This window comes from Nocardia aurantiaca (assembly GCF_009708175.1).
GTDB lineage: Bacteria > Actinomycetota > Actinomycetes > Mycobacteriales > Mycobacteriaceae > Nocardia > Nocardia aurantiaca.
The window spans coordinates 158,898-176,295 of sequence record NZ_WMBB01000011.1 but is presented as its reverse complement, the minus strand read 5'-3'; the positions used below and the strand labels follow the sequence as shown (position 1 = coordinate 176,295).

The following is a 17,398-nucleotide window of genomic DNA, read 5'->3' as shown; positions in this document are numbered from 1 at the left end:
TCGCCCCGGCCCGACCGTCGTTCGCGACGCGCCGCGCCGCGATGTCCTGCCCGGCCGGAGCACGGCCGTCGGACCGCGGGAACCCTGGGCCGGGCGTGCGGGCGAGAAGTGGGAGCGGCGATGAAGAATTTGCACCGTCGGGCTGGAACGCTCGCGGATTCGGGCGATCCCGTACTGCTGACGCCGGAGGAGGCGGGCTGGACCTACACCGGGTTGCGGGTGCTGCGGCTGGCAGCGGGGGAGCGGCGGGTGGTGCGCACCGGGGAGTTCGAAGCGTTCGTGCTGCCGCTGGCCGGGGCGTGCGCGGTGCGGGTGGACGGGCGCAGGTTCGAACTCGCCGGGCGCGATTCGGTTTTCACGCGGGTGACCGACTTCGCCTATGTGCCGCGGGACGCGGAGGTGGAGCTGTCCACGGTGGGCGGGATCGAGGCGGCGTTGCCGATGGCGCGCTGTACGAATCGGCTGGATCCGAAATATGGTCCGGCCGAACGGGTTCCGGTCGAGGTGCGCGGGGCGGGGCGGGCTACCAGGCAGGTGACGAATTTCGGGACGCCGGGCGTGTGGGACCACGCGGACAAGCTGAATGCCTGCGAACTGATCACCCCCGACGGGAACTGGTCCTCCTATCCGCCGCACAAGCACGACGAAGCCTCCGAGTGCGAGGTCGTCAACGAGGAGATCTACTACTTCCGCATTGCCGGGCGCGACGGAATCACGTCGGGGCGCGCGGGTTTCGGGATGCACCGCACCTATACCGCCGACGGCGCCCTGGACGAGAACGTGGCGGTCCGGGACGGGGACGTCTTCCTGGTGCCGCACGGGTATCACGGTCCGTGCGTCGCCGCGCCCGGGTACCCCATGTACTACCTGAACGTACTGGCCGGGCCCGCGCCCGAGCGATCGATGGCCTTCTGCGACGACCCCGTCCACGCCTGGGTGCGGGCTGCGTGGGCGAGCGAGGCAGCGGATCCGCGGTGCCCGGTCACCTCCCACGAAGGACGGCTCGTATGAGGCTCACGACCGCGCAAGCCCTGGTGGCCTGGCTGGTGGCCCAGCGTTCGGAGACGCTCGACGGCGACGAGGTGCCCTTGTTCCCAGCCGCTTTCGGCATCTTCGGACACGGCAATGTACTGGGACTGGGCACCGCGTTGGCCGAACGGCGGGACGAACTGCCGCTGTGGCGTGGACACACCGAGCAGGGCATGGCGCTGGCGGCCATCGGATTGGCCAAGGCGACCCAGCGGCGGCAGGTCGGCATCGCCACCTCGTCCATCGGGCCGGGCGCGCTGAACATGGTGACGGCCGCCGGTGTAGCGCACGCGAATCGGCTGCCGCTGCTGCTGTTGCCCGGCGACACCTTCGTCAGCCGCGCACCCGATCCGGTGTTGCAGCAGGTCGAGCACTTCGGGGATCCCACGACCACGGTCAATGACGCGTTCCGGGCGGTGAGCCGCTACTTCGACCGGATCACTCGGCCCGAGCAGCTTCTTGCCACGCTGCCGCAGGTTGCCCGGGTGCTCACCGACCCGGCCGATGCCGGGCCCGTGGTCCTCGCGCTGCCGCAGGACGTGCAGGCCGAGACCTACGATTTCCCGGACGTCTTGTTCGAACCCGTTGCGCACCGTGTCCCGCGACCGCGTCCCGATCGCCGCGATGTCACCGAGGCCGCGCGAGTCCTGCGCGGGGCACACCGCCCGCTGCTGGTCCTCGGTGGCGGTGTCAGGTATTCGGGAGCGGGCGCACGGGCGCTGGAATTCGCTGAGCGCCATGGGATTCCAGTGACCGAGACCACCGCGGGACGCACCCTGGTCCCGCACGATCATCGGCTGTACGCGGGACCGCTCGGCATCACCGGCGCGGCGTCGGCCAACACCCTCGCCGCGGCGGCGGACGTGGTGCTGGCCGTCGGCACCCGGCTGCAGGACTTCACCACCGCGTCCTGGACGGTCTTCGCTCCCGAAGTCCGTCTGGTCCACCTCAATACGGCCCGATTCGACGCGGTCAAACACGGCGGGCTGGCGGTGGTCGGCGATGCCGACACCACCTTGCGGGACCTCGCACCCGAGGTGGGGGAGTGGCTCGCCGAGCCGGAGTGGACGGCGCGCGCCGCCGCGGTGCGGGCCGAATGGGACGCGCACATCGACAAACTCCGCGCGCCGACACCGGGCATACCCGGTTATGCGCAGCTCGTCGGAGCCGTGAACGACCTGAGCGGCGCCTCCGACTACGTCATGACCGCCTCCGGCGGCCTGCCCGGCGAACTCGTCGGCGGCTGGCGTGCCGTCGGCGGCGCGCCGACCATGGATGTCGAATACGGCTTCTCCTGCATGGGCTACGAGCTCGCCGGGGCCTGGGGTGCGGCGCTCGCGCGGACGCGTTCGGGGGTGGCCGCGCCGGAGGGCCTGGTCACCACCCTGCTCGGGGACGGTTCCTACCTCATGCTCAACTCCGAGCTCTTCTCCGCCGCCTTCGCCGGGCATCCGCTCGTCGCGGTCGTCTGCGACAACGACGGGTACGCGGTCATCGCGCGACTCCAGGAAGGGCAGGGCGCGGACCCGTTCAACAACTTCTATGCCGACTGCCGGACCAGCCACGCCACCCCGCCGCGCGTCGATTTCGCCGCCCACGCGCGGGCATTGGGTTGCGCGGTGTTCACCGCGGGCGAACTCGGCGAGTTCCGCGACGCCTACGTCAGCGCCCGCGACGCCGCCCGCACCGAACAGCGGCCCGCCGTCGTGGTCGTCCGCACCAGGCCATCGGACTGGACCGAGGCGGGCGCCTGGTGGGAAGTCGGTGTGCCGCACCATCTCTCGGGGCGCGCGGAGTACGACAGGGCGAAACCGCGGCAATTGCGCTACACGCACTCCGCGTGATCGACGCCCCCGAGCGCGGGCGAGCCGAATCCGGGCATACCACCGGTTGAGTGACCCGTGGGCCGAATGTGTGGCAGACTCGGCGCAAATACGCGTCGGTCGATGGGCGATCGAATGCGTCCGTCCGAGAGCGTGCACGGAATACGGGAGTTTGAAGGTCGCAATGGATCTCAGCGCCATCGAGCGGCGGGTGGCCGCGGATCGCGGGGCCGCGCGGGACCGTACGCCCGAAACCGAGCTGGCACTGGCCACCTCGCTGTGCGAGCTGGCCCGCGCCCTCATGGCCACCAAGACCGACCCCGCACAGCGGGATCGGTCGGCCTCGGCGCTCGAGCCCGCCCAGGAGGCGGTGCTCATCCGGCTGCGCTGGCTCACCGCCGGACACGTGACCGCGCCGTTCGCCGCCGAGGTGACCGAGGCGCTGCGGCTGTTCGAACAGGCCGCCCGCACCATCGGGCACCGCGAGTTGGCCACCTCCACCATTCGCAATGCCTGCCAGGCGTATCGGCATGTGGCGCAGAACTATCCGCTCGCGGCGGGCGCCTCGGCGGACGCGTTGTCCAAATGCAGTGTGTGGCTGTGCCGGCTGGATCCGAAGGCCGCCGTCGCCGCCGGCGAGGACGCGGTGCGCATTCGCGCCGGGCTCTTCGCCGCCGACCCGGACCAGGCCAACCGGTACCTCTCCTCGCTCAACACCCTGCTGCGGACCCTCATGGTGGGCCGCCAGCGTAAGCAGGCGCTGGCCATGTACCGCGAGTGCTACGCGAGCGTCACCTCCGCGGCCATGACGCAGCGGCTGCGCGAAATCCGGGTCGAGGACATCGGATTCACCAGCAAGACCGTCACCGCCCTGCGCAAGCTGGAATGCGCCACCCTCGAGCGCGCGGGCTACCTGACCCAGCAGCAGATCCTCTATCAGACCGCCGGTGACCTGGCGACCATCGAGGAGATCAACTGGCAGCTCGCCCTGGTCGGCCTCAAGCCGATCGCCGCGGGCGCGCTGCCGGATCAGCCCTCCAAGCCGGTGGAGATCAGCACCTCGTTCGGCGCGCTGGGCGTGCGCTGCTCCTCGCGCAATGCCGTCACCCTGGTGCGCGCGGCCATCCTCGCCGCCTACATCGCCGACGGTGCGCAGCCGGTGACCAGCTCGTCCTACCTCGGGGTGGACGAAAAGCACTGGAGCACACCCGAGCCCGAACCCAACTCGGCCGAACGGCTCGGCGAGGACGTGGTCCTCATCGAGAAGGCCTCCGATCACTGGGTGTCGGTGAAGAGCCTGAACTGGGAGGTCGCCCCCGTCGGCCGCCACCCGCTGGCGCTGCGGCTATCCCAGGAGTGGCCGGTGGTCAGCGTCACCACCACCGAGCAGATGTCCTACGAACTCTGCTGGTACGAGGGTGGCGCGGCCACCCAGTACGCCGCCCTCGGTCTCCCCGCGGCGCAGATCCCTCTCGAAAAGCCGTTGGCCCCTTTGGATTTCAAGGCCCTCTCCGACTACGGCGCGGACTACGCCTCCGAAACCCAGGTCCGCTCGGCTTTCGGCAACACCACCATGTTCACCAAACTGACCTGCCTTCCCGGCAGCGGCATCCGCCAGGCCGCCGAGGCGGGCCCGCTGGCCGGTCACGGCTCCAACGTCCTCTACTTCCGCGGCGCCGACGGGTAGCAGGCAGACTGCTTTCCTCCAGTGATATTCGCGGTTCCCCTGTCGGCGCCGGCTGGAATCCAGCGTTCAGAAGACGAACCCGCGCAGCGCCAGGAACCGCATTCCACCGACCGTCGCCATGATGGCGATCACCGCGCCCGCCTGCGCCGCCTCGCCGAGCCCGGGCGCCCAGAACGCGAGACCGGCCAGCGTCCCCGTACTGATCAGCAGACCGGCCAACGCCAGCCCGCCTCCTCCCCACTGCGCGGTGAACCACCTGACCCGCCCGGCCGCTCGGAACGTGAGCCGGCGATGCAGTTCATTCGCGATCGCGGTGCTGACGATCGACCCCGCGATATTGCCCGCCAGCGGCCCGATACCGCTCACGGCCATGAACGACACCACATAGCCGACATTGCTGCATCCGCCGACCAGTGCGAACCGCGCCAACTGGGCGAGCAGGTGATCTCCGCGCAGAGACCGCATCACCCGCCCGGCCCATGCCGTGCACGGCATCGGGTGGGTCCCCGCGCCGATGGTCGGCACGATGTCGTCGGGGACTGTCGTGTCCCCGAACGTCCTGTGCGACTCGATATCGGCAATAGTTGTGCTGTTCACGCCATTACGGTCGCCTTCTCGCCTGACACCGGGCTGACACCGGCCTTGCGTCGACCTGACACCCCCCGCTGACGCGGCGTCCGCGACATGTGCGGGCGCTTGGAAACAGCATTTTTGTCGCAATTGTCTAGTGCGGATGTCGGTAACAGTGATTCAGGTCACTCATGATCGCTACTCTGTTCTCACCCGGCTGCTCGTGATGGTTCACATGCCGTGTTGAGAAAGGCATCTCGATAATGAGTACCACTCCGATTGCTGTCCCTCCGGCCGCGCCGGGAGCTGCGCCGCCGACCCTGCTCACCGGCCTCTGGCAGCGCAAACTACCGCATTATCCGGACACGCCCGCGCGTGCCTGGTACCTGTTCGTCGTGGTGATCACCTCGATCTCCCTCTACTACCAGCAGATCGTGGCGGGTTCGGTGGGCAATCAGCTCATCGCCTACTTCCATCTGACCTTCCGGTACTTCGTCGGCATCTTCATCGTGGGCGCGGCGTTCGGCGCGGTGGCCTCGGTGGTGACCGGCCTGCTGGATCGGTGGGGACGCGCCAATATCGTCGCCTACGGGATGGTGATCTGTTCGCTGCTCACCCTGTTCGCGGTGCCGGCCTGCACCACCAAAGAGCAGTATCTGATCACCTACAGTCTGGTCAGCATCGTGGAGGGCGCGGTGCTGGTCGCGACTCCCGCACTGGTACGCGACTTCTCGCCACAGCTGGACCGCGCATCGGCCATGGGATTCTGGACGCTCGGCCCGGTACTGGGCGCACTCGTCACCACGGAGGTGGCCAACCACACCCTCGACGCGCATCCCGACTGGCAGTACGCCTACCGGCTGTGCGGTGTGATCAGCGTGGTGATCGCGCTGCTCGCGCTGGTGGCGCTGCGCGAGCTCAGTCCCGCGCTGCGCGATCAGATCATGGTGTCGCTGCGCGACCGCGCGCTCATCGAGGCGCGGGCCCGCGGCCTCGACGTGAGCAAGCTGGAACGGCATCAGTGGCGGCAGATGATGCACCCCGACATCGTGGGTTCGGCCTTCGCGATCTCGGTGTTCCTGGCGTTCTTCTACACCATCATCTCGTTCCTCGCGGTGTACATGGCGACCAACTTCGGCTTCACCTCGGCGCAGGCCAACGGGCTCGGCAACTGGTACTGGATCGCGAGCGCGATCACCCTGGTGGTCACCGGCATCGTGTCCGACCGACTGAAGGTGCGCAAACCGTTCATGATCTTCGGTTCGATCGTCAGCATCGTGGGCGTTTACACCTTCATGGGCTACACAGACAAGGCCGGCACCGACTACTACACGTTCGCGGCAGTGCTGACCCTGATCGCCCTGGGCAGCGGCATCGTCTACGCCACGTGGATGGCCGGTTTCACCGAGACCGTGGAGAAACGCAATCCCGCGGCCACGGCGGTGGGGCTGGCGGTGTGGGGCGGCATCTTGCGCACGATCGTCACCCTGGTGCTCTTCGGCCTGTTGGTGGTGGTCACCGCCGCGGGCACGCTGGTGAACTACGGCCCACGGCTGCAAACGATTTCGACCAAGTACCGCGACGAGATCGCCACCATCCAGACCGTCGGCGAGGACACGCTGACGGCGCTCGGCAAGAATCCGAACGATCAAGCGGCACAGGTGAACGCGCTGGTGAAGCTGACCGGGGCCTCGCCCTCGGACGTGCAGACGGCGCTGTCGGTGAACGCCAAGTACCCGGACGAACTGGCCACCTTGCAGGCGATCGATTCGCAGATACTGGTCAAGCTGATGCTGAACCCCGGCGATCAGGCGACCGCGGCGACCGCGGTCGGGCAGGTCGCGCGGAAGTTCAATATCCCGCCGGATCAGGCCGCCGCCCGGATCGCGGCCGCCCAGAAGGTCCCGCTCGATCAGCTGACCGTGGTCTCGCAGGTCGGTCCACAACTCGCGGTCGCGAGCGCGAAGCTCAAAGCGGTGAGTGCCATACCGGCCGACGATCTGGCGTACCTCTCCGCGCACGGCAAGGACGTCCAGCAGGCCAAGGCGGATTCGGCGAAGCAGTGGAAGCGCTGGTGGCTGATCTGCCTGATCGCGCAAGTGGTGTTCTTGCCGTTCGTGTTCCTCATGTCCGGGCATTGGAGTCCGAAGAAGGCGGCCGAGGATACGGCCGAGCACGACGTGGCGGTGCAACGCGAGCTGGCGGCCTTGAACGAGTAGGGCGCCGACGTGTTGGTAGCGGGGACTGAAGTACAGTTATTGAAGTGAGAAATCCGGTAGCCGCGACCTTCGATCTACTCGGTGATCGCCTGACGCTGACGATCCTGCGGCACGCCTTCGTCGACCACGCGAGCCGGTTCACCCAGTGGGCCGACCGCACCGGGGCGCCGCCCGCCGTGCTCACCGCGCGGCTGGCGGCGCTGGTCGACGCCGGGGTCCTGGAACGCGCCCCGCGGGCGGGCTCGGCGGATCGTTACGAATACCGGCTCACCGAACTGGGTCTGGCGACCTGGGAGATTCTGGTCTGCGTCTGGTCCTGGCAGCGGGAGTGGACCCCGGAGTGGGCGCTGCTGCCCGAATTCACCCACACCGAGTGCGGGCATCGGGGCCCGCCGGTCATCATGTGCCGCGGCTGCGGTCGCGACGTGACCGCCCACGACACCGAGGTGGAGCTGGATCGGGATGCGCTGTGGCATCTCGCGTCCGGTCGCCGGCGTTCGGCGCGCGCGGCCGGGATCGCACGCGGCGACGCGCGGTTCGACGAGATCATGGAGGCCATCGGCGACCGGTGGAGCGCGGCCGTCACCGGGCTGGCGCTCGCCGGCGTGCGGCGTTTCTCGGATTTCCGTGCGGCACTGAATATGTCGCCGACCACGCTCACCGAGCGACTCGCGCGGTTGGTGGACGCGGGCATCCTGAACCGGCCCGAGGCGGGCGGCCGCGACTATCGGCTGACGCCGCGCGGGCGAGCGCTGTTCGGGGTCTTCGCGTTTCTGCTCGCCTGGTCCGACCGCGCGCATCCGGAGACCCCGGAACCCGGTCTGCGCATCCGCCACAAGGAGTGCGGCGCGGTCCTGGTCCCCGCACTGCGCTGCCGCGGCTGTGACGCCGTGCTCGGCCGCCGGGAGGTTCGCTTCGAGCCGCCGGTCGCCCGACCGACCCCTTGACAGCCTCTGGTGAGACGCGTATCACTTCATTAACTGTAGTGAATCTTGCCGGGCATTGCCTGCCCGGTTGCTGGAGGCTTCTCATGCCGCTCAACGAAGAACTCATCGCGCCCGCCGCGGAAGCGCTCACCAACCCGTATCTGGAAGGCCCGTACACGCCCTGCGCGCAGGAGACCACCGCCACGAATCTGACGGTGCTGCACGGCGAATTGCCGGTCGACCTCGACGGCGTCTACGTGCGCAACGGCCCCAACCCGCAGTTCGCACCGATCGGCCGCTACCACTGGTTCGACGGCGACGGCATGCTGCACGCGGTCCACTTCGAAAACGGTCGGGCCACCTACCGCAACCGCTTCATCCGCACCGGCGAGTTCGATGCCGAGCGCGCGGCGGGAACGGCCCTGTGGCGCGGTGTGATCGAGCCTTGGAACGAGAACCCGCCCGGTGATCGCCGCGAACGCAACTCGGCCAATACCGATGTCGTCTACCACCACGGCAATCTGCTGGCCCTGTGGTACCGAGCGGGCAAGCCCTATGCGCTCGACCCGATCAGCCTCGAGACCCGCGGCATCGACACCTTCGACGGCACCCTGCGCGGGGAGATGTCGGCGCACGCCAAGGTGGACGAGCGCACCGAGGAGCTGCTGTTCTTCGACTACGGCATCCACTCGCCCTATCTGCGCTACGGGGTGGCCGACCCGGACGGCGCCGTCACTCATTTCACCGGCCTGGAACTGCCCGGTCCGCGCCTGCCGCACGATATGGCGATCACCGAGAACCATTCGATCCTCATGGATCTGCCGCTCTACAACGATCCGCGCGCGGCCGCCGCCGGCCGCTTCAAGATCTTCTTCGACCGCACCCTGCCCAGCCGATTCGCGGTGCTGCCGCGTTACGGCGAAGGGGCGCAAGCGAAGTGGTTCGAGGCCGAATCCGGCTACATCTACCACACGGTCAACTCCTGGGAGGAGGGCGAGGAGATCGTCCTGGTGGTCTGCCGCGTCTGCGAGCCCAGCCCGGTGTCCGATCGCGCCCACCCGCTCGCACAGCTGCTGGCCTACCTGCGGCCCGAGGCCACGCTGTACAGGTACCGCTTCAACCTCCGCACGGGCGCCACCCTCGAGGAGGCCATGGACGACGTCAACACCGAATTCCCCGCCATCGACCAGGGCATCACCGGCCGCCGAGGCCGCTACTCCTATCAGATGCGCCTCTCGGTCGACCGCACCATGATCTTCGACGCCGTCATCAAGTACGACATCCTCACCGGCGCGAAGCAGACCGCGCCCTTCGGCGACGGCATCTACGGCAGCGAACTCGCCGTGGTTCCGCGCTCCGGCGGCACCGCCGAGGACGACGCCTGGCTCACCATGTTCGCCCACAACAATCACACCGGCCTGGGCGAGGTGTGGATCTACGACGCCGCCGACCTCGCCGCCGGACCCGTCTGCCGTCTCGGCCTGCCGGTCCGCGTCCCGCTCGGCTTCCACGCCACCTGGGTCAGTGGCGACCGCATGCGGGCCGCTGCCCGCCCTCTTTCCTGAAAGAGGCTGTCCGCGTGCCCTTTTCGCATCTGAGCGTCAGCCTCCCCTACTGGCAGAACCGTGAACCCCTCGACGCCCTGCGGGTGGCCGAGGCCGCCGACCGGCTCGGCTACCACCGGCTGTGGATCGGCGAGATGGCGACCTTCGACGCCTTCGCTCTCGCCACCGCCATCGGACGGTCGCCGGGCCGCATCCCGCTGTGCATCGGCCCGCTGGCCATCGGCGTGCGCAGTCCCGCGACCATCGCCATGGGGACCGCCACCGTCGCCGCCCTCACCGGTCGCCCGGTCGACATCGCCCTCGGCAGCTCCAGCACGGTGGTGGTCCGGGACTGGCACGGCCGCCGAAGACACCGCACCGCACGGCATCTGGAGGAAGCGACCCGCATCGTCCGGGCATTGCTGGCCGGCGAGAAAGTCGAGTACGACGGCCTGATCGAACGCGTGCGAGGGTTCCGCCTGCGCCTGCCCGCTCTGGGCCCGACGCTCGCCCGCAGCGTCGACGGGCCGCACACGGACGCCCAGATCGGCCGGCCCAGTGTGGGATCCGCGCACGCCAGGCATGGGCGTGAGCAGCAGTCGCGGCCCCCTACCGCGCCCGAGGGTGCCGCCACCGTGGACGAGGCCGAGAACGCGGGGCCCCGCGCCGTGGCCGCGCCCCGCGGCGGCGAGGTCGTAGTGGCGGCCTTCGGCGAGCGCGCGCTGGAGGTCGCCGCGCGTTGCGCCGACCGCGTCGTGCTCAATCTGGTGACACCGGCTCAGGTCGCCCGATGCGTCGCTGTCATACGTGAATTCGCTGCGGCGGCCGGGCGGCCGGCACCGCCCGTTTCGGTGTGGGTGACCGCGGCATTCGAGCCCGATGCGGGCATGCTCGTCACGGTTCGTCGAGGGGTGGTCGGCTATCTCCGCGCTCCGGGGTATGACGCCATGTTCACCGAGGCCGGGTTCGGCGATGTGGTCGAGCTGGCGCGCACCGGAGCGCACCCACGTCAGGTGCTGGCGGCCATTCCGAACGAATTGCCCGCGGCCGTCGGCATATTCGGGGATGCCGAGACGGTGGCCGCCCGGCTCGGCCGGTACCGGGACGCCGGTGCGGACGAGGTGGTCATCGTGCCGGTGACCGCCGACGACGATCCCGCCGGTCAACGGACGCTGGAGGCGCTGGCAGGAATTCGCGCGCAGTCGGCGGGACGGCCCGAAGGGAGTGTCGATGAGTGAGGCGTTCGTCTACGACGCGGTGCGCTCGCCGCGGGGGCGGGTGCGCAAGGGCGGCGGCACGTTGGCGGAGATCCCGCCGTACGAACTGTTCGGGCAATTGCTGACGGCGCTGGAAGAACGCGGGTGTCCGCCCGCGGCCGTGGACGACGTGTTCGTCGGCGTGAGTACCGCGGTGGGCGAGCACGGCGGGAATGTCGCCCGGTCCGCGGTGTTGTGGGCCGGATGGCCGGATTCGGTACCGGGAGCGGTGGTGTCGCGGCTGTGCTGTTCGGGCTTGGACGCGGTGGAGGGCGCGGCCGCGCGGGTGGCGGCCGGGTTCGCCGATGTGATCGTCGCGGGCGGAGTCGAGTCGATGTCCCGCGTACCCATGCTCACGGACCGGCCCGCCATCGCCGTGGACGCCGATCTGGGGGAGCGGACCGGGTTCGTGACCATTGGAGTATCGGCGGATCTGACGGCGGCCGAGTACGGCATCACCCGGCCGGAACTGGATGCCTACGCGGTGCGGTCGCATCGAAGGGCCAGTGGCGCTGCTACTTCGGAGTCGGTGATCCCGGTACGCAAGGGCGACAGCGTGATACTCGCCGCCGACGAGGGCGCGCGGCCGGACGCCTGCGCATCCGCCTTCGCGGCCCTGCCGACCCTGTTCGGCGCCGACCCGTCCTGGGGGCGGGTGGCTCGGCGGATGCCGCGCGCACGACATCCGATCGGCGGGCTGCACACCATCGCCACCGCACCGCAATTGGCAGACGGCGCTTCGGCGCTGCTGCTGGGCAATCGGCAGGCGGAACGCATTCTCGGCAGGCCGCCGGTCGCGCAGATCGTGGGCACGGCACAGACAGCCGTCCGATCGCCGCTGCTGACCGCGCCGACCAGTGCGGCCCGGGTGGCGCTGCAACGGGCGGGAATCTCGCCCGCGCAGCTGGATGTGATCGAGGTGAACGAATCCTTCGCCGTCACACCGCTGGTGCTCATGCGCGAGCTCGGACTGGATGCGGCGCGGGTGAATCCGTCCGGCGGCGCGGTCGCGGTCGGGCACCCGCTCGGCGCGACCGGAGGGATTCTCCTCGCCCTGGCGCTGGACGAACTGCGCCGCCGCGATGGCGAGCACGCGCTGGTCGCCATTCCCGCCGCGCTCGGACTCGGCGCGGCCGTGGTGCTGCGCCGCCTCACCTGACCCGCCGCCGTCACCGGACCAACTCGTCACCAGGGAATCCCGATGGTCGAAACATTCTCCTCCGCAACCACTCCCAGTACCGATCGTGCGGTGCGGCCCTGCCATCCCGCGGACACCGTGCGCACCTATCTCGAGCGCGGCTGGTGGCAGCCCGAGACGATTCCTGACGTCTTCCGCCACCGCGTCACCGAGGCCCCCGACGCCCCCGCGATCACCGACCCGGCCAATCTGGCGGATCTGACCGGAGCGCACCCGCGCACTCTCACCTGGCGCGAGCTCGACGACCACGTCCTCGACATCGCGGCGACCCTGCTGGCCAACGGGATTCGTCCAGGATCGACCGTCGTGATCCAGCTGCCCAACTCGATCGCATTGACGGCGGTCTACCTCGCCCTGTGGCGACTGGGCGCGGTCGCCACGCCCATGCCGGTGTCCTTCCGGCGGCACGAGCTGTCCGGCATTGTCGCGGCGACCGATGCCGAGGCCATCATTACCGTTGGGGCGCTGGGAGACCGGGAGATCGCCGCGGAGGCGCTGACCGTCGCCGACGGGAAGCGCACCGTCTTCGGCTTCGGTCCCGGCGTCCCGGAACACGCGATACCCCTCGGCGATCCGGTCGGCACGCCTGCCCGGAATCGCGTGCGCGACTACGCCTCCGCACTCCCGGTCACCGTGAACGACCGCATCACCGTCTGCTGGACCAGCGGCACCGAGGCCGCGCCCAAGGGCGTTCCCCGCTGTCACGGCGACTGGCTGGCCGTGGCGGGCGGCGTTCAGGACGGGCTGGGCGTGACCCCGGATTCGGTGGTGCTCAACCCGTTTCCCATGGTGAACATGGCCGGGTTCGCGGGCTCGTTCCTGCCGTGGCTGCTGGCGGGCGGGCACCTCGTGCAGCATCATCCGCTGGACCTGACGGTCTTCTTCCGGCAGATCGCCGAGCATCGAGTCACCCACACCAGCATGCCGCCCGCTCTGCTCACCATGCTCTTGCAGAACGACGCCCTGCGCGCCCGAGCAGACCTGTCCTCGCTGCGCACGGTCGGCTCGGGCGGTGCGCCGCTGCCGCCGCCGGTGGTCCGGCGCTGGCAGGAGGAGCTGGGCATACAGGTGATCAACTTCTTCGGATCCAATGAGGGCGTGAGCCTGCTGGGCGCACCCGCCGACATTCCGGATCCGACACTGCGCGCCCAGCATCTGCCGTACTACGGGGCGGCGGGAGTGCGCTGGTCCACCAGGCTGGCCGAGCGGACGGCGGTGAAACTGGTCGACGTCACGAGCGGGGAGACGGTCACCGAGATCGGCGGGCGCGGCGAGCTGCGGCTGCGCGGACCGGCCGTCTTCGGCGGCTACCTGCCCGGCACGGCCGACACCGGACCCTTCGACCACGACGGATACCTGTGCAGCGGTGACGTCTTCGAACTGTGCGGCGAGGGCGGCAGATACCTGCGCTTCGTAGACCGGGTGAAGGAGATCATCATCCGCGGCGGCATGAATATCGCACCCGCGGAGATCGAGGGCCTGCTCATGGATCATCCCGCGGTCGCGGATGTGGGGGTGGTCGGCTACCCGGACGCGGTGCTCGGCGAGAGATGCTGTGCCGTGGTCGTTCCCGCACCCGGCGCGACGGTGACCCTCGAGGATCTGGTCACGCATCTCAGGGCGCGCGAGGTCGCGTCCTTCAAACTGCCCGAGCGCCTGGAGATCACCGACGCGCTCCCGCGCAATCCGGTCGGCAAACTGCTGCGCCGGGAACTGCGCGCCCGACTCTGACCACACTTCGACAACAGGAGGACTCCGTGTCCGTGCACATTCTGGGCGGCGGCCAAACCGATTTCGCCGTCAACTGGCACCGCGTCGGCCTCGGATTCGACGCCCTGATCCGCGCCGTCCTGGACGAGACGCTCGCCGCCACTCATCTCGATGCCACCGCGATCGAGGTGATCCATGTCGGCAATGCCTTCGGTCAATTGTTCACCGGCCAAGGCCATCTCGGCGGTATGCCCGCCACCATCCATCCGGACCTGTGGGGAATCCCCGCCTCCCGTCACGAGGCCGCCTGCGCCTCCGGCAGCATGGCGGCCCTGGCCGCCATGGCCGACCTCGAATCCGGCCGCTACGACTGCGCGCTGGTGCTCGGCGCGGAACTCGAGAAGACCGTCCCCGGTGGGCAGGCCGCGGCATACATGGGCGCGGCGGCCTGGGCGGGTCACGAGGCGCAGGGCACCGACCTGGTCTGGCCGACCCAATTCGCCGCCATCGCCGAGGAATACGACCGCCGCTACGGACTCGACCCCGCCCACCTGCGCGCCATCAGCGAACTCAATATCGCGAACGCGCGGTCGAATCCGTATGCCCAGACCCGGAATTGGAGCTATTCCGACACCAGCTTCACCGACGACGACACCGCCAACCCGCCGGTGACCGGCATGCTGCGCCGCCAGGACTGCAGCCAGATGACCGACGGCGCGGCCGCTGTGATCCTGGTCTCGGACCGGTTCCTGAAGCGGCACAGCCCTGCCCGCGCCGAGCGCACCGCGGTGATCTCCGGCTGGGGCCACCGCACGGTCGGCCTCCCGCTCGAGGAGAAGTTCCGCGCCTCCGCCGCCGAAGCCTACGTCTTCCCCCACATCCGCACGGCCGTCCTGGACGCCCTGTCCCGGGCCGGGCTCGCCGACATCCACCAGCTCGACGGCGTCGAGGTCCACGACTGCTTCTCCATGTCCGAGTACCTGGCCATCGACCACCTCGGTCTCACCGCGCCCGGCGAGAGCTGGAAGGCCGTGGAATCCGGCGACATCACCCGCACCGGCAGCCTGCCGATCAATCCCGGTGGCGGCCTCATCGGTGTCGGTCACCCGGTCGGCGCGACCGGGGTCCGGATGCTTCTCGACGCCTACAAGCAGGTCACCGGGCAGGCCGGCGACCCTCAGCTGGCGGACGTCACCCGATACGGCACAGTCAATATCGGCGGCAGCACCACCACGGTCGCGAGCTTCGTCGTCGAATCCACCGCCGGCTGACGCCCGCACGGTGTGGAGTTGACGGACTTGTCACGCGGCGGTGTGGGGCCGGTGCCCATCGGGCCCCGCGTGCCGCGGAGGCGGGTCACCGTGGGCCGGCGCGTACCGGATCCGAGGGCGGTCCTCAGCATCGTGGTGATGGTGAGTGAGGCCCACCGTCCTCACGGCGGACGCCCGCCGTGAGGACCCGGGCCCACGTCTCACTCGGCGAGTTTGGCCGGGTCGCGGACCGCTCCCCGGTCGGACGAGGTGGCGAGCAGGGCATAGGTTTTCAATGCCAGGGAAACCTCACGTTCGCGGTGGCGCGGCCGATAGCCGCTGCCGGCCTCCAATTCGATACGGCGAGTGGCCAATTCGGCGTCGTCGACGTGGAGGGTAAGGGTGCGCGATGGGATGTCGATGGTGATGGAGTCGCCATCGTGGACCAGTGCCAGCGGACCGCCCGCCGCGGCCTCGGGTGAGATGTGGCCGATGGAGCAGCCGGACGAGCCACCCGAGAACCGGCCGTCGGTGATCAGCGCGCACTCCTCGGCGAGGCCGAGGCCCTTCAGATAGGAAGTCGGATACAGCATTTCCTGCATGCCCGGCCCGCCGCGCGGACCCTCGTAGCGGATGACCAGCACATCCCCGGCCTCGATCCGGCCCGACAGGATCGCCTCGACCGCGTCCTCCTGCGACTCGACCACCACGGCCGGGCCGGTGAAGGTGTGCATGTGCGCGGCTACGCCCGCCGACTTCACCACCGCGCCGTCGGGAGACAGATTGCCGCGCAACACCGCCAGGCCGCCATCACGCGAGTGTGCGTGGGCCCGATCGCGAATGCAGCCCACCGCGGCGTCCAGGTCCAGGGTATGCCAGCGTTCGGACTGGGAGAATGCCATCGCCGATCGCTTGCCGCCGGGCGCGGCATGGAACAACTCCAGGGCGGCGGGGGTGGGCCGGCCGCCCCGCACATCCCACTCACCAAGCCATTCGGCGAGTGAATCCGCGTGCACGGCATGAACATCGCGGTGCAGCATCCCGGCGCGGTCCAGCTCGCCCAACAGCGCGGGAATGCCGCCCGCCCGGTGCACGTCCTCGATCAGATGGTCGCCATTGGGCGCGACCCTGCACAGGCACGGCACGCGCAGCGACATCTTCTCGATATCGGTGAGCGTGTAGTCCAGTCCCGCCTCCCGTGCGGCCGCCAGCAGGTGCAGCACCGTGTTGGTGGACCCGCCCATGGCCAGGTCCAGGGCCATCGCATTGTCGAAGGCCTTGCGGGAGGCGATGTTCCGGGGCAGGACCGTCGCGTCGTCCTCGTCGTAGTAGCGGCGCGCCAGATCCATGACCGCGCGGCCCGCGGCCCGGTAGAGCTCAGCGCGCGCGGAATGGGTGGCCAGGGTGGTGCCATTGCCCGGCAGCGCCAGCCCCAGGGCCTCGGTCAGGCAGTTCATGGAGTTCGCGGTGAACATGCCCGCGCATGAGCCGCAGGTCGGACAGGCGTTCTCCTCGATGCGCTCGAGATCCGCGTCGGACACCTCGGGCGAGACCGCCTCGGCCATGGTGACGATGAGATCCAGTCGGCTGCGCACCGTGCCGTCGACCAGCACCGCGGTGCCGCCCTCCATCGGGCCGCCGGAGACGAACACCGTCGGGATGTTCAGCCGCATCGCCGCCATGAGCATGCCGGGAGTGATCTTGTCGCAGTTGGAGACGCATACCAGGGCATCGGCGCAGTGCGCATTCACCATGTACTCGATCGAATCCGCGATCAGATCGCGCGATGGCAGCGAGTAGAGCATGCCGCTGTGCCCCATGGCGATTCCGTCGTCCACGGCAATGGTGTTGAACTCGCGTGCGATGCCGCCCGCGGCGCGCACCGCCTCGGAGACCATGCGGCCGACCGGCTGGAGGTGGGTGTGGCCGGGCACGAACTCCGTGAAGCTGTTCGCGATGGCGATGACGGGCTTGCGGCCGATATCCGCCGAGGGAACGCCGCTGGCCCGCATGAGGGCGCGGGCCCCGGCCATATTCCGTCCGTGCGTGACCGTGCGGGAGCGCAACTCGGGCATCACGCCACCTCCTCCTCAATCTGCAACCGGGTGGTTGCAACTGCGTGGTTGGAGTTTGCCACAGCCGTGAGCCCCATCGCAACCGTGTGGTTGGAAATGGTTGGATGGAAC

General features: G+C 69.4%; 12 protein-coding genes. 10 read left to right on the top strand and 2 right to left on the bottom strand.

Annotation, left to right across the window (positions count from 1 at the left end; genetic code table 11):
• Positions 1–120 precede the first annotated feature (120 nt).
• The 3 genes from iolB to GLP40_RS23695 all read left to right on the top strand — a co-directional run bounded on the left by iolB (position 121) and on the right by GLP40_RS23695 (position 4,539).
• On the top strand, positions 121–1,011 hold the full coding sequence (iolB, locus tag GLP40_RS23705; RefSeq protein ID WP_154790195.1) for a 5-deoxy-glucuronate isomerase: 891 nt from the start codon (positions 121–123) through the stop codon (positions 1,009–1,011).
• Entirely contained in the window at positions 1,008–2,873 is a 1,866-nt protein-coding gene (iolD, locus tag GLP40_RS23700) for a 3D-(3,5/4)-trihydroxycyclohexane-1,2-dione acylhydrolase (decyclizing) (RefSeq protein ID WP_154790194.1), read from the top strand. Before iolB ends, iolD begins: the two co-directional genes overlap by 4 nt.
• A gap of 151 nt (positions 2,874–3,024) precedes the next feature.
• A complete protein-coding gene (locus GLP40_RS23695; protein ID WP_230329859.1) occupies positions 3,025–4,539 on the top strand; it encodes a hypothetical protein in 1,515 nt (504 codons plus the stop codon).
• A gap of 66 nt (positions 4,540–4,605) precedes the next feature.
• Here GLP40_RS23695 and GLP40_RS23690 read toward each other — a convergent pair whose 3' ends face one another.
• Positions 4,606–5,136, bottom strand: coding sequence for a GtrA family protein (locus tag GLP40_RS23690; protein WP_328290571.1), 531 nt, complete (start codon positions 5,134–5,136; stop codon positions 4,606–4,608).
• A gap of 236 nt (positions 5,137–5,372) precedes the next feature.
• Between GLP40_RS23690 and GLP40_RS23685 the strand changes: the two genes are divergently transcribed.
• The 7 genes from GLP40_RS23685 to GLP40_RS23655 all read left to right on the top strand — a co-directional run bounded on the left by GLP40_RS23685 (position 5,373) and on the right by GLP40_RS23655 (position 15,233).
• Positions 5,373–7,328, top strand: coding sequence for an MFS transporter (locus GLP40_RS23685; RefSeq protein WP_154790192.1), 1,956 nt, complete (start codon positions 5,373–5,375; stop codon positions 7,326–7,328).
• A 44-nt stretch (positions 7,329–7,372) separates the two neighbouring features.
• Complete coding sequence (locus GLP40_RS34900; protein ID WP_328290570.1) at positions 7,373–8,275, top strand: winged helix-turn-helix transcriptional regulator; 903 nt, start codon at positions 7,373–7,375, stop codon at positions 8,273–8,275.
• A gap of 83 nt (positions 8,276–8,358) precedes the next feature.
• The gene (locus GLP40_RS23675; RefSeq protein ID WP_154790191.1) at positions 8,359–9,819 is read left to right on the top strand and encodes a carotenoid oxygenase family protein; all 1,461 of its coding nucleotides are present in this window, start codon (positions 8,359–8,361) and stop codon (positions 9,817–9,819) included.
• Positions 9,820–9,833: 14 nt separating this feature from the next.
• A complete protein-coding gene (locus GLP40_RS23670; RefSeq protein ID WP_328290569.1) occupies positions 9,834–11,036 on the top strand; it encodes an LLM class flavin-dependent oxidoreductase in 1,203 nt (400 codons plus the stop codon).
• The gene (locus tag GLP40_RS23665; RefSeq protein WP_154790190.1) at positions 11,029–12,213 is read left to right on the top strand and encodes an acetyl-CoA C-acyltransferase; all 1,185 of its coding nucleotides are present in this window, start codon (positions 11,029–11,031) and stop codon (positions 12,211–12,213) included. Before GLP40_RS23670 ends, GLP40_RS23665 begins: the two co-directional genes overlap by 8 nt.
• A 42-nt stretch (positions 12,214–12,255) precedes the next feature.
• On the top strand, positions 12,256–13,983 hold the full coding sequence (locus GLP40_RS34040) for a class I adenylate-forming enzyme family protein (RefSeq protein ID WP_154790189.1): 1,728 nt from the start codon (positions 12,256–12,258) through the stop codon (positions 13,981–13,983).
• Between the two features lie 26 nt (positions 13,984–14,009).
• Positions 14,010–15,233 (top strand): acetyl-CoA acetyltransferase, encoded by a 1,224-nt coding sequence (locus GLP40_RS23655; protein ID WP_328290568.1) that lies wholly within the window; start codon positions 14,010–14,012, stop codon positions 15,231–15,233.
• A 200-nt stretch (positions 15,234–15,433) separates the two neighbouring features.
• On the opposite strand, the gene ilvD is transcribed toward GLP40_RS23655, so the two are convergent.
• Positions 15,434–17,287: a dihydroxy-acid dehydratase gene (gene ilvD, locus GLP40_RS23650; RefSeq protein ID WP_154790187.1), complete on the bottom strand. Its 1,854-nt coding sequence runs from the start codon at positions 17,285–17,287 to the stop codon at positions 15,434–15,436.
• Between the last annotated feature and the right edge of the window lie 111 nt (positions 17,288–17,398).